This is a genomic window from Duganella sp. CF517 (genome assembly GCF_900110275.1).
Classification (GTDB): Bacteria; Pseudomonadota; Gammaproteobacteria; order Burkholderiales; family Burkholderiaceae_D; genus Rugamonas.
Genome location: NZ_FODC01000002.1, coordinates 729559 through 742081 on the forward strand (window position 1 = coordinate 729559; position 12523 = coordinate 742081).

At 64.6% G+C, this 12523-nt stretch carries 12 protein-coding genes; 2 read left to right on the forward strand and 10 right to left on the reverse strand.

Annotated elements, in window-relative coordinates; genetic code table 11:
- The first annotated feature begins 137 nt into the window (after positions 1-137).
- Positions 138-857: an NADPH-dependent F420 reductase gene (locus BMX85_RS10195; RefSeq protein ID WP_090316660.1), complete on the forward strand. Its 720-nt coding sequence runs from the start codon at positions 138-140 to the stop codon at positions 855-857.
- A 67-nt stretch (positions 858-924) separates the two neighbouring features.
- On the opposite strand, the gene BMX85_RS10200 is transcribed toward BMX85_RS10195, so the two are convergent.
- The 6 genes from BMX85_RS10200 to BMX85_RS10225 form a co-directional block, all read right to left on the reverse strand.
- A complete protein-coding gene (locus tag BMX85_RS10200) occupies positions 925-1812 on the reverse strand; it encodes an SMP-30/gluconolactonase/LRE family protein (protein ID WP_090316662.1) in 888 nt (295 codons plus the stop codon).
- The gene (locus BMX85_RS10205; RefSeq protein WP_090316665.1) at positions 1800-3374 is read right to left on the reverse strand and encodes an aldehyde dehydrogenase (NADP(+)); all 1575 of its coding nucleotides are present in this window, start codon (positions 3372-3374) and stop codon (positions 1800-1802) included. Before BMX85_RS10205 ends, BMX85_RS10200 begins: the two co-directional genes overlap by 13 nt.
- An 80-nt stretch (positions 3375-3454) precedes the next feature.
- Entirely contained in the window at positions 3455-4366 is a 912-nt protein-coding gene (gene kdgD, locus BMX85_RS10210) for a 5-dehydro-4-deoxyglucarate dehydratase (RefSeq protein ID WP_090316668.1), read from the reverse strand.
- Between the two features lie 210 nt (positions 4367-4576).
- On the reverse strand, positions 4577-5341 hold the full coding sequence (locus tag BMX85_RS10215) for a FadR/GntR family transcriptional regulator (protein ID WP_090316670.1): 765 nt from the start codon (positions 5339-5341) through the stop codon (positions 4577-4579).
- Positions 5342-5477: 136 nt separating this feature from the next.
- On the reverse strand, positions 5478-6296 hold the full coding sequence (locus BMX85_RS10220; protein WP_090316675.1) for an HDOD domain-containing protein: 819 nt from the start codon (positions 6294-6296) through the stop codon (positions 5478-5480).
- A gap of 15 nt (positions 6297-6311) precedes the next feature.
- The gene (locus BMX85_RS10225) at positions 6312-7796 is read right to left on the reverse strand and encodes a DHA2 family efflux MFS transporter permease subunit (RefSeq protein WP_229210377.1); all 1485 of its coding nucleotides are present in this window, start codon (positions 7794-7796) and stop codon (positions 6312-6314) included.
- A 136-nt stretch (positions 7797-7932) separates the two neighbouring features.
- Here BMX85_RS10225 and BMX85_RS10230 point away from each other — a divergent pair, with 136 nt between their 5' ends.
- Positions 7933-9255: a porin gene (locus tag BMX85_RS10230; RefSeq protein WP_090316678.1), complete on the forward strand. Its 1323-nt coding sequence runs from the start codon at positions 7933-7935 to the stop codon at positions 9253-9255.
- A gap of 84 nt (positions 9256-9339) precedes the next feature.
- Here BMX85_RS10230 and BMX85_RS10235 read toward each other — a convergent pair whose 3' ends face one another.
- The 4 genes from BMX85_RS10235 to BMX85_RS10250 all read right to left on the reverse strand — a co-directional run bounded on the left by BMX85_RS10235 (position 9340) and on the right by BMX85_RS10250 (position 12450).
- The gene (locus BMX85_RS10235) at positions 9340-9921 is read right to left on the reverse strand and encodes a TerD family protein (RefSeq protein WP_090316681.1); all 582 of its coding nucleotides are present in this window, start codon (positions 9919-9921) and stop codon (positions 9340-9342) included.
- Between the two features lie 37 nt (positions 9922-9958).
- The gene (locus BMX85_RS10240; RefSeq protein ID WP_090316684.1) at positions 9959-10657 is read right to left on the reverse strand and encodes a TIGR00266 family protein; all 699 of its coding nucleotides are present in this window, start codon (positions 10655-10657) and stop codon (positions 9959-9961) included.
- A gap of 38 nt (positions 10658-10695) precedes the next feature.
- A complete protein-coding gene (locus BMX85_RS10245) occupies positions 10696-11271 on the reverse strand; it encodes a TerD family protein (RefSeq protein ID WP_090316687.1) in 576 nt (191 codons plus the stop codon).
- A 126-nt stretch (positions 11272-11397) separates the two neighbouring features.
- Positions 11398-12450 carry a DUF475 domain-containing protein gene (locus tag BMX85_RS10250; RefSeq protein ID WP_090316689.1) on the reverse strand — a complete coding sequence of 351 codons (1053 nt, stop codon included), beginning with the start codon at positions 12448-12450 and terminating at the stop codon, positions 11398-11400.
- Positions 12451-12523: the final 73 nt, after the last annotated feature.

Sequence of the window (12523 nt, forward strand, 5' to 3'; positions counted from 1 at the left end):
CAGACTTGACCCCGATCTGAGCGTGCAGAAGCGTACCGACACGCTGCAAGGTCGTTGTATAACATCGAGCCAGTTTTTCAACTTCGTTTGATGAACACATAGGCTCGTTTTGCAAAACACTTAAAGTTGAGGTTTATATGAAAATCGGAATCGTTGGTGCAGGTAATATCGGCAGCGCCCTTGCCATGCAGCTGACCAAGCTTGGCCACTCGGTACACATCGCCAACTCGCGTGGACCGGAGACGTTGAAAGACGTGGCAGAAAAAACCGGCGCGACGCCGGTCACGATCCAGGAGGCTGCCAGCCACGGCGAAATTATCGTGGTCACCATTCCTCTCAAGAACATTCCCGACTTACCAAAGGACCTGTTTGCGAATGTCCCGGAAAACGTGCCGGTTATTGACACGAGCAACTACTACCCGATCCTGCGCGACGGTCGCATGCCGGAGCTCGAAACCGGCGATCTCACCGAAAGCGAGTGGGTGCAGCAGCACCTGGGCCGCAAGGTTGTGAAGGTGTTCAACAACATCCACGCCGAACACATTCCAACCAAGGGTCTGCCAAAAGGCACGGCCGGCCGTGTGGCACTGCCGGTCGCCAGCGACGACGCCGCGGCGAAGCAAAAAGTCATGGCGCTGGTCGAGGAACTGGGCTTTGACGCCGTCGACGACGGCAGTCTGCACGAGTCGTGGCGGCAGCAGCCGGGTACGCCAGCTTACGGTGCCGATCTGACCGCAGACAAACTGACCGGGCTTTTCGAGAAGCTGGGACCAAAACGCACCGAAGCGCAACACGCTGAGTATTTGGCCAATCACGCCAAGCTGGAACGCGAGATGGCTGCAAAAAGCTCGAGCTAAATTAACTTGCCGCACACCGTCACCGCGGATTGAAAAAGGGCAGACGCTGTAGGCGTCTGCCCTTTTATCATCCTGCGAACGGCGTTTCCGCCAGCCCCTTGACGCCGGGCCGCAGCAGCAACACCGCCCCGCCCCACTCCGCGTCCTCCGGCTTGCCGGACGGGATGGAGGTGACGATCATCGTGTCCAGATCCTTGCCGCCGAAGGCGCACATCGACGGCTTCTTCATCGGCACCTCGAGACGGCGATCGAGCTTGCCGTCCGGGGTGAACCGCAGCAGGCAGCCGCCGTCGTTGCCGGCGACCCAGTAGCAGCCGTCGGCGTCGACCGCCGCGCCGTCCGGACGGCCAACCTCCTTCGTCAAATCGGCGAATACGCGTTGGTTCGACGGCACGCCGTCGGCGATGTCGTAATCGAACGCCCACACCATGCGCCGCAGCGGATGCGAATCCGACAGGTACATCGTGCGTCCGTCCGCCGAAAAGGCGGTGCCGTTCTGCGTCAGCAGCTCCACCACCAGCGGCGCCGAGATACCGTGCGCCGTGTCGTAGCGGAACAGCTTGCCGACCGCACGATTGGCCGACATGTCCATGAACATGGTGCCGGCCACGAAGCGCCCTTGACGGTCGCAGCGGCCGTCGTTGAAGCGCTTGCCCTCGCCGAGCGCGCCCGACTCCGCCGACGGCGCCGCCAGCCTGGTGGCCACGGCGGCCGGGCCTTCGCCCAGCGCCAGGCTGAAAACACCAGTCTCCATGCCGGCGATCAGGCCACCACCGGCCCTGGTCGCGACGCAGCCGGCCATTTCATCCAGGCTCCAGAAACGCGTGGCGCCGGACGCGAGGTCCAGGCGCCAGACGCGCTTGGCGGGGATATCGGTCCAGTAAAAGGCCGATTCCGCCGCACTCCACGTCGGGCTCTCGCCCACCGCGCATTGGATGTCGCTTACGCGTTCCATACCAGGTCACCGTTGACGATGCGCGGCAGCTTTTGCGGATTTTCGTCAGCCAGCGACTCAGGCAACAGGTAGGAAGGCACGTCCTGGTAGCAAACCGGACGCAGGAAGCGGTCGATGGCGCCGGCGCCAACCGACGTCGAACGGCTGTCCGAGGTCGATGGGAACGGGCCGCCGTGCACCATCGCGTGCGAGACTTCCACGCCGGTGCCGAAGCCGTTGAACAGGATGCGGCCCACTTTGCGTTCCAGCACCGGCATCAGGCGCGCGGCCAGTTGACGGTCGTCGGCGGTGGCGTGGACGGCGGCGGTCAGTTGACCTTCGACGTGTTCGGCCACGGCCAGCAGCTCGGCTTCGTCGTCGGCGACCACCAGCAGCGAGGTCGGTCCGAAGATTTCGCCTTCCAGCGCTGGGTTGCCCAGGAAGGTCTTAGCGTCGACCTGGTACAGGAACGCTTGCGCGGCGCATGGCGCTTCGGTGGTCAGGCCGGCGGCCTGTTGCGAAACACCGTCGATGCCGGCCAGGCCGTTGACGCCGTTGACATAGGCTTTGTGGATGCCCGGGGTCAGCATGGTGGCGGCGGGCTTGGCGGCCAGCGAGCCGGCGGCGGCGGCGACGAACGCTTGCAGCTTGTCGCTTTTCAGGCCGATCAGCAAGCCCGGGTTGGTGCAGAACTGGCCGGCGCCCATCGTCAGCGAGTCGGCGAAGGCTTGCGGCAGTTTGGCGTTGTCCAGCGCGCCCGGCAGCAGGAATACCGGATTGATCGAGCTCATTTCGGCGTACACAGGGATCGGTTCCTTGCGTTCGGCCGCGGTTTTCATCAGCGCGATGCCGCCGGCGCGCGAGCCGGTGAAGCCGACCGCCTTGATGGCCGGGTGGCTCACCAGCGCCTGGCCGATGGTCTGGCCGGAGCCGATCAGCATCGAGAACACGCCTTCCGGCATGCCGCATTCCTCGGCGGCCTTGGCGACGGCTTTGCCGACCAGTTCCGAGGTGCCCAGGTGGGCCGAGTGGGCTTTGACGACGACCGGGCAACCGGCGGCCAGTGCCGAGGCGGTGTCGCCGCCGGCCACCGAGAACGCCAGCGGGAAGTTCGAGGCGCCGAACACGGCGACCGGGCCCAGGCCGATTTTGCGCAGGCGCAGGTCGCTGCGCGGCGGGGTGCGTTCCGGCAGCGCGCTGTCCAGGGTGGCCGACTGGAAGCGGCCGTCGCGCACGACCTTGGCGAACAGGCGCAGTTGATTGCAAGTGCGACCGCGCTCGCCTTCCAGGCGCGCCTGCGGCAGGCCGGTTTCCTGCATCGCGCGCTCGATCAGGGTCGGACCCAGATCCATGATGCGGTCGGCGATGGTTTCGAGGAACTTGGCGCGCGCTTCCAGGCCGGTGGCGCGGTAGACGTCGAAGGCGGCGTCGGCCAGTTCGCAGGCGCGCGCCAGGTCGGCGGCGCCGGCCAGGCCGAACGCCGGTTCGATTTCGGCGTTGCGCGATGGATCGATCGCCTTCATCGTGCCCTCTTTACCCACCACGGCGCTGCGGCCAATGATCATTTCGCCAGCTACTTGCATATCGACTCCTTAGATGTGTGAAAAGCGCGGACCAGCCGCGCTTTATGTTGTATGACGTTGTATGACGCTAGCTTACCGGATTATTGCGCGCCTTGCTTGCGAATCAGCTTGTCGAGCATGTCGCACTCTTCCGCGGTCAGGTCGGTCAGCGGTGCGCGCACCGGACCGGCGTCGTGGCCGACCAGGCGGGCGCCGGCCTTGACGATGCTGACGGCGTAGCCGGCCTTGCGGTTGCGGATCTCCAGGTACGGCAGGAAGAACTCGTCCAGCATGCGGTTTTGTTCGGCGTGGTTGTCCGACGCGACCGCGTGGTAGAAGTCCATCGCCAGCTTCGGCATGAAGTTGAACACCGCCGACGAGTAGACCGGGGTGCCGAGCGCCTTGTAGGCCGCCGCGTACACTTCGGCCGTTGGCAGGCCGCCCAGGTAGCTGAAACGGTCGCCCAGCTTGCGCCAGATCGAGACCATCAGTTCGATGTCGCCGACGCCGTCCTTGAAGCCGATCAGGTTGGGGCAACGGTCGGCCAGCTTGGTCAGCGAGTCGGCCGTCAGGCGGCAGTTGGCGCGGTTGTACACCACCACGCCCAGGTTGGTGGCTTTGCAGACTTCGGCGACGTGTTCGATCAGGCCGTCCTGCGACGCTTCGGTCAGGTAGTGCGGCAGCAGCAGCAAGCCCTTGGCGCCAACGCGCTCGGCTTCCTTGGCGTAGGCGGCGGCGACGCGGGTCGGACCGCCGACGCCGGCCAGGATCGGCACTTGGCCGGCGCAGGTGTCGACGGCGGTCTTGATGATGTCGGTGTATTCGTTCGGGGTCAGCGAGAAGAACTCGCCGGTGCCGCCGGCGGCGAACAGCGCGGTCGCGCCGTACGGTGCCAGCCACTCAAGGCGCTCGATGTAGGTCGACTTGCGGAAGTTGCCTTCTGCATCGAAGTCGGTGATCGGGAACGACAGCAGGCCAGAGGAAAGGATTTTTTTCAGGTCATTCGGTTGCATAAGGTCTCCAATAATCGACGTCTATTGTGTGAAGGGGAAGTTCGACGGGCTTCCCGTCGCGTGTTGTATGACATCGTACAACCATATTCGGACGGGAGCAAGCGATTTAGCGAAAACTCGCCGATCGCCGGCCGTGACGTTGTTGCGCGGGCGCCGAAGCCTGGCCCGCCGCGCTGCGCGCCGCGCCCGCCGCCGCCGCGTGCGGCGTTTTCAGCCGTTCTTGGCGGCGATATCCTCTTGCGCGCGGCGCAGGCGCTCGCGGCTATTGCTCAGGTGGGTGCGCATGGCGGCGCGGGCCGCTTCCGCATCCTTGCGCAGGATGGCGTTGTAAATATCGTCATGCTCGCGGTTGACCCGCTCCTGGTACACCACCGGATCGTCGTGCGCCAGCGACGCCGAATCGACGCGCGTGCGCGGGATGATGGTGTTGCCCAAGTCGCTCAAGATATCGACGAAATAACGGTTGCCGGTGGCCTGCGCGATCAGCAGATGGAATTTGACGTCCGACTCGACCGAGCCAGGACGGGTTTGCGATTCCTGGATGCGCCTGAGCACCACGCCCATTTCCTGCGCCTGCTCTTCGCTGCGGCGGCTCGCCGCCAGCCACGCGGCCTCGGTTTCCAGGCTGATGCGCAGTTCCAGGATCGCCAGCACGTCGCCCAGCGTGCGGATGGTGTCGGACGAGATGCGCAGGTTGGCCGGTTGCGGCTCCAGCACGAAGGTGCCGATGCCGTGGCGCGTTTGCACCAGGCCGGCCGCCTGCAGGTGCGAGATGGCCTCGCGCACCACGGTGCGGCTGACGCCGTGCATCTCCATGATCACCGATTCGGTCGGCAGTTTCTCGCCCGGTTTCAGGGTACCGGCCTGGATGCTGTGGGTAAAGCTCTCGACCACGCCTTGGGCGAGGTTGCGGTGCTTCTTCTTGGGCAAGGGCGCCGGCGCGGCGGACAATGGGACTGTTGCGGTTTGAGTCATGGCTGAGGGCTTGTTGTATGACGACTATTCGGCATTATCGCCCATGAGGGTCGTGCGATGTGCATATTGCCAGACTTTCGACAAAAATGATGGCTTATACATCGTTTTCGCCACATGAAGCGCTGGCGGGGAAATGCTACACCAGCAAGGCCGCGCTCATGGTCGCGGCCTCCTCGGCCGACTCGGCCAGCATCTGTTCCAGCGCCGCGTTGTCGTCGATGAAGCCGGCCAGGCCGGCGTGCTCCTGCATCGGCGCGAACGGCGACGCCACCGGCGCCAGCCGCTTGGCGATCAGCAAGGTGTCGCGCAGGCCCAGCGGCGGCGGCGTCAACGTCGCCCCGCGCAGCGAGACGATGGCCAGGCTCACCGGTTCGGGGATCGCCATTTTCTTCATCATCTCGCGGGTGATGATTTCGTGCGCGGCGCCCATCCAGTCGGCCGGATCGTCCAGCAGGCCGGGGATCTCGTCGGCGCGCGACAGCAGATAGAAGCCGCCGGCCTCGTGCACGATGCCGGCGAACATCGCCGTGTCGGCGTCGGTGGCGGTCAGTTTGCGCGCGATCACGTGCGACAGCGCGGCCACGTGCGCCGTGTGGCGCCACAGCTGTTCGGCCTTGGCGCGCAGGCCGGCGTCGCGGATGCGGCTGCCGAACTGGCGCACCACCATCGCCGCCGCCATCGTGTACAGGTGGCGGTAGCCGACCCGCGCCACGGCCGAGCGCACGCTGGTGACGGGCACGCCGCCGCGGTTGAACACGGCCGCGTTGGCCAAGGCCACGGTGCGCGCCGCCAGCAACGGCTCGGCCAGCACCTTGCGGATCACGTCCTCGGTGTCGCAATCGGGATCGGACAGCGCAAATTGCAGCCGCAACGCCGCGTTGACGCTGGTAGGAAAGACCAACTCGCCGCGTGAGGCTTGCGTAACAATCTGCGAGATGTCTTTTAGTTTTTCCATAGCAAGATTATAGCGTTAAAGGCCAGCCCGCTTTGTAACAACTTGTGCGCCGGCGCCCGCTTTGAGGAACATCGCGTCCAGCATGGCCAGCAAACTGACCAGCGCCACCAGTAAAAACGCCAGCCGGTATTCGATCGCCGGCCAGTCGGCGATGCCCAGCCGCTGCGCGCTCCAGTGGCCCAGCCGCACCCCGCCCGCCCCCATCGCGATGCCAAGCCCCACCGCCACCTGGAACGAGGTGCTGAACAGCGTGTTGGCGGCCGCCATGCGCTGCTGCGGCACGTCGGCGAAGGCCAGCGTGTTCAGCGCGCTGAACTGCATCGAGCGCGTCAGCCCGCCGACGAACAGCACGGCGGCGATCAGCCACACCGGCGTGGCCGGCGACAGCAGCGCGCACGCCGCCAGCGAGGCGACGTTGGCCAGGCCGTTCACCAGCAGCACCGGCTTGAAACCGAAGCGCCGCAGGATCGGCGTGGTGGCCGGCTTCATCATCAGGTTGCCGGCGAATACCGCCACCACCAGCAGGCCGGACTGGAAGGCGTCCAGTCCGAAGCCCAGCTGGAACATCAGCGGCAGCAGGAAGGGCACGGCGCCGATCGCCATGCGGAACAGCGAGCCGCCGACCAGCGTGATGGCGAAGGTCGGGATCGCGAACGCGCCCAGGTCGATCAGCGGATGGGCGGCGCGGCGCAGGTGCCAGACCATCGCCGCCAGCATGACGGCGCCGGCGGCCATGCACGAGAGCGCCTCGAACCAGTCCGGATGGGCGCCGCCGACCGACTCGGTGCCCCAGGTCAGCAACAGCACCCCGCCCGCGCTGAGCACGAAGCCGGGCCAATCGAAGGGCCGCCGCGTTTGCGCGCGCTGTTCCGGGATCAGCCACCAAGCCAGCGCCAGCGCGATCAGCCCGAGCGGCAGGTTGAGATAGAAGATCCAGCGCCACGACAGGTAGCTGGCGATGAAGCCGCCCACCGGCGGCCCCAGTATCGGCGCCACCAGCGCCGGCCAGGTCAGCGTGGCGATCACGCCGATCAGCTTTTCCTTGGGCGTGTTCTTGAGCACCAGCAGGCGTCCGACCGGCACCATCATCGCCCCGCCCACGCCTTGCAGCACGCGCAGCCAGACGAATCCGGTCAGGCTGTCGGCCATGCCGCACAGTACCGAGGCCAGCGTGAAGACCGCCAGCGCCGCCGCGAACACGCGCCGCGCGCCCAGCCGCTCGGCCACCCAGCCGCTGATCGGGATGAACACGCCCAGGGTCAGCAGATAGGCGCTGACGCCGATGTTCAGCGCCAGCGGCGCCACCCCGAACGACCGCGCGATGTCCGGCAGCGCGGTGGTGATGATGGTGCCGTCCAGGTTCTCCATGAAGAAGGCGCCGGCCACCAGCAACGCGATCCATTTGCTGGCGGCCGGCGGCGCGCCGTGGCCGGTCACGCGCACACCCGGGAAGATAGGCGGGAAGAAGGCATGGAATAAGGGGCGTTGTTTGCGGTACACAAATTATACGCACCGCGCCTTCTTTTAATGACAACTGTGCGTAACACACGGCATGTTGCTCTACACTTAAAACGTCAACACGACCGAGCATATGGTCGGTTTTGATAGCCACTATAAAAAATCTGGAGACAAGAATATGAAACGAACCGCCGCATCCGCAGCATGCCTGTCCGCGCTCGCCCTCCTCGGCATGGGCCACGCTTTCGCGCAATCGTCCGTCACCCTCTATGGCACCCTGGATGTCGGCGTCGACCGCATCGAAAAAGGGGAAGGCAACGTCCAGGGCACCTTGTTCGGGCTGCGCGGCACCACGCCGATTCCCAATTCGATCGCCTCGCCGGCCAGCACCTCGGTGCGGGTCAGCCCGTCGCACACGCGGCAGAGCAACTTCGGCATGCGCGGCGTCGAGGACCTGGGCGGCGGCTATCGCGGCCTGTTCGTGCTCGAGGGCGGCCTCACGCTCGACAACGGCGGCGTCGCCAACGATGGGCGCATTTTCGGCCGCCAGGCCTACGTCGGCCTGACCACGCCGGTCGGCGAAGTCAAGCTCGGCCGCCAGGCCAGCCCGATGCTGATCGCCTATTACCTGGTCACGCCGGAAGCGATCGGCAGCACCGACCTGTTCAGCGCAGGCCTGGCCGTGAACACCTTGCAAACCTTCCAGGACAACCAGATCAGCTATGCCGTCAAGCAGGGGCCGTGGACGGCGATCGCGTCGTTCTCGACCAACGCCGGCGTCGGCAGCGGCGTCAGCGCCGCGCGCTCGGTGGCCACCGCCAGCACGCCGGTGGCCACCGCCGCCACCGGACAAATCGTCGGCGGCCTGACCGCCGGCGCCGAGACCACCGACGACCGCGGCCGCGCCGTCGGCGCCATGCTGGCCTGGCGCGGCGAGAGCCTGACCGCGCTCGCCTCCTACCACCGCAACGATTTTGGCGGCGTGCCGCTGGGCGTGGTCTCGGGCTCGACCCTGGTGCCGCTGTTCACCGTCGAGAACTACCGCGCCTACATGGCCTCGTTCAAGTACATCTTCGCCGGCACCGGCACCACCGTCGCCCTGGTCGGCCACCAGGGCAAGTTCAATCTGGGCGGCAACACCGATCCGACCGTCAACACCTGGGGCGCGACGATCAAGCAGGCCATCGGCCAGGTCGACCTCAGCGCCCACCTGCTCGACACGCGCTTCACCAACTACACGCGCGGACGCGAGCGCGGCCTGATGTTCGGGCTGGACTACAACTTCTCCAAGCGCACGGCGCTGTACACCCGTTTCGGCGGCGTCAAGGACAAGCGCGGCAACATCGTCCGCGGCGCCATCACGCCGCTGCCGATCGCCGGCGGTCCGGGCGCGCTGCTGCTGCCGCTCGGTTCGCAGGAAGTGCCGCTGTTCGCCGGCGCCGGCCAGAACCTTGACGCCAAGACCACCATCGTCAGCCTCGGCATCCGCCACGCGTTTTAACGCAAAAAAGCGCAACACCGCCGGTACGGTGTTGCGCTTCAACTGCGGGTACAACTATTATCGGGGCGCACGCGCCCCAATTCTTTACAGGTGCGCGGCGATCTGCGGCAGCAGGTCGTCGAAGGTACGGCCGTTGCCGTTTTCGCCGATCGCGTGCATCTTCCACTCACCGTTGTGACGATACACCTTGGCCATGATCTGCGCCGAGTGCGGGCCCTGCACGGACAGGTTGAAACGCGCCACTTCCTTGCCGTTGGACGCGTCCAGCAGGCGGCAGTAGGCGTTCTCGACCTGGGCGAAGGTCTGGCCGGTGAAGCTGTTGACGGTGAACACCAGGCTCTTGACGTTGGCCGGCACGGCGTTCAGGTCGACGTTGATCTGCTCGTCGTCGCCGTCGCCGGCGCCGGTGCGGTTGTCGCCCGTATGGACGATGCTGCCGTCCTTGCTCTTCAGCTGGCGGAACCAGATCACGTCCACCGGCCGCTGGCCTTCGTCGAACATGACGACGGAAGCGTCCAGGTCGACCGCCTCGGTCTTGGCGCCGAAGCCCAGGAAACCCTTGCTCTTGATCGCATCCCAGCCCAGGCCCATGGTGACCTTGCCGAGCGCGCCGCCGCTTTCTTTTTCCAGAGAAATCTTCTGGCCCTTGCTCAAATTGACTGACATTGTGTGCTCCTTAGTTGGTGTAGTTGGCGATCATGGATTACTGCGACCCCGGGCGCTGGGCCCAAGCCCGGAACGCCGCGCCGTTGCGCGAGCACACCAGGATCTTTCCGGTTCCGGAAAAGCGCAGCACCATGCCTTCGCCGCTGGTCTGGCTGTTGACCAGATTGCTCAAAAAGCCGCTGTTGCCGCCGGTGGTGACGGAGATTTCATAGCGCAGCCGGTTATCCCACGCCACCACATGCGAATTGTCGATGACCACATCGTTGCCGGGCGTGACGTCGAGCTCCGAAATCGAGCCGAAGCCCGACACCGCCACCTGGCCGGTGCCGGCCGTTTCCGTGATGAAGAAACCGCCGCTCTGGGCGAACAAGGCGTTGCCCAGGCTTTGCGTGCGCACCTTCAGTTCCACGCTGGCGGTGGCGGCGACAAAGGCGCCGTCGCTCAGCATGTACTGCACCTGGCCGACGTCGAGCACCTGCATGGCGCCCGGCAGGGTGGGCGCGAGCAGGCAATCGCCGCCGCCGCGCACCGCCTCGATGTGTTGCTGGAAGAAGGACTCACCGTTGGCGAAGCGACGCATGATGGCCGCACCGATACCGCCGGTGACCTTGCCCTTCAAATCGAGCGTCGCCTCCATCATCACCATCGCATCCGACTCGCAGTAGATCTTCTCTCCCTGCGCCAGTGTTACGTGCAGAAACGGGTCGACATCACCGGTGACCGAAAATTTTGGCATGACTGAGTCCTTTCAATTAAAACACTACTTTACAACAATTAAACGCCGACGCCGAACGAGGCGGCGAGCGGGCCCAGACCGCCTTTGAAGCCCTGGCCGACGGCCTTGAACTTCCAATCGGTACCGTTACGATACACCTCGCCGAACACCATCGCCGATTCGGTCGAACCGTCTTCGGACAGGTCGTAGCGGGCGATTTCCGCGTTGCCGCTGGCGTTGACGGTGCGGATGTAGGCCTTCTGCACCATGCCGAAGTTTTGCTTGCGGGCGTCGCCGTCGTGGATCGTCACGCAGATGGCGATGCGCTCGACATCGGCCGGCACCTTGGTCAGGTCGATGGTGACGGTTTCGTCGTCGCCGTCGCCGGCGCCGGTGCGGTTGTCGCCCGAGTGGGTGACGGCGCCGTCGGACGATTTCAGGTTGTTGTAGAAGATGAAGTCGTTGTCGGCGCGGACCTTGCCGTCGACCTTCAACAGGAAGGCCGAGCCGTCCAGATCGAAGGCGCTGCCGTCGGTGGCGCGCGCGTCCCAGCCGAGGCCGACGACGATTTGCGACAGGCCCGGGGCTTCCTTGCTCAGATTAACGTTACCGCCTTTTTGCAGACTGATTGCCATAATGTGATACTCCTTAAAGAAACCGGACTTGGGTACTGCATGCGGCGGGTCGTGTCCGTATTTAACGACCCTCCGTGTTCTATTACAACTCTAACTTTGTTTGACTACCGCGTTGTTACGCCACCGTCACGCGGCGAGCTTTTCAGCCGCCGCTTCCTTGCGGCGGTGGCGCACCGACGACCACACCGAGGCGGCGATGAAGGCCACGCCGATCAGGCCGGTGAACAGTTCCGGCACGTGGAACTTCATACTTGCCAGCATGATCGCCGCCAGGATACCGATCGCATAGTGCGCGCCGTGCTCCAGGAAAACGAACTGGTCGAGCGTGCCCTTCTTGACCAGGTACACCGTCATCGAGCGCACGAACATCGCGCCGATGGCCAGGCCCAGCATGATGATCACGACGTCGGTGGTGATGGCGAACGCGCCGATCACGCCGTCGAAGCTGAACGAGGCATCGAGCACTTCCAGGTACAGGAAACCACCGATGCCGCCCTTCTTGACCATGTCGCCGACATCGCTGCCGCCCGACTCTTCCTTCTCCAGCAGGCCGCTGATCGCGTCCACGCCGACGTACACCAGGATGCCCCACAGGCCGGAAATCAAGACCACCAGCTTTTGCGCCTCGGTCACCAGGCCCATACAGGCCATCAGCACGCCCAGCGAAATCATCACCGAGATCGACGAGACCTTGCCCAGCGAGCCGAGCTTCTTCTCGAAGTTACCCAGCCAATGCACTTCCTTGTCTTCATCGAGCAGGAAGTTGAGGAACACCAGCAGCAGGAACATGCCGCCGAACGCCGCCACTTCCGCGTGGTGGTTCGTCAGGTGCATCGAATACGTCTTCGGATCGTTCAACGCCAACGTCCACACATCCATGATGCCGATGTCGGCCGCGACGGCGACGATGACCAGCGGGAACAGCAAGCGCATACCGAACACGGCGATGATGATGCCCAGGCCCAGGAACAGCTTTTGCCAGAACTCGTCCCAATCCTTCAGCACGGAGGCGTTGACCACCGCGTTATCGAACGACAGCGACACTTCCATCGCCGCCAAAATCAGCGCGACGCCGAAAGCGGACAAGGCGCCAGGCCAGCCGTTGAGCGAGTATCCCCACCAGCCAGCCGCCGCAAGGCAGATGAAGCTGACCAGGAAGGAAATTCTAAAATGCTTCATTGATTTTTTCCCCAGTTATAAGTTGATGTAGCGCAGTGTATAGGCGTACGAACAATTTAAAAATAGAAGATAA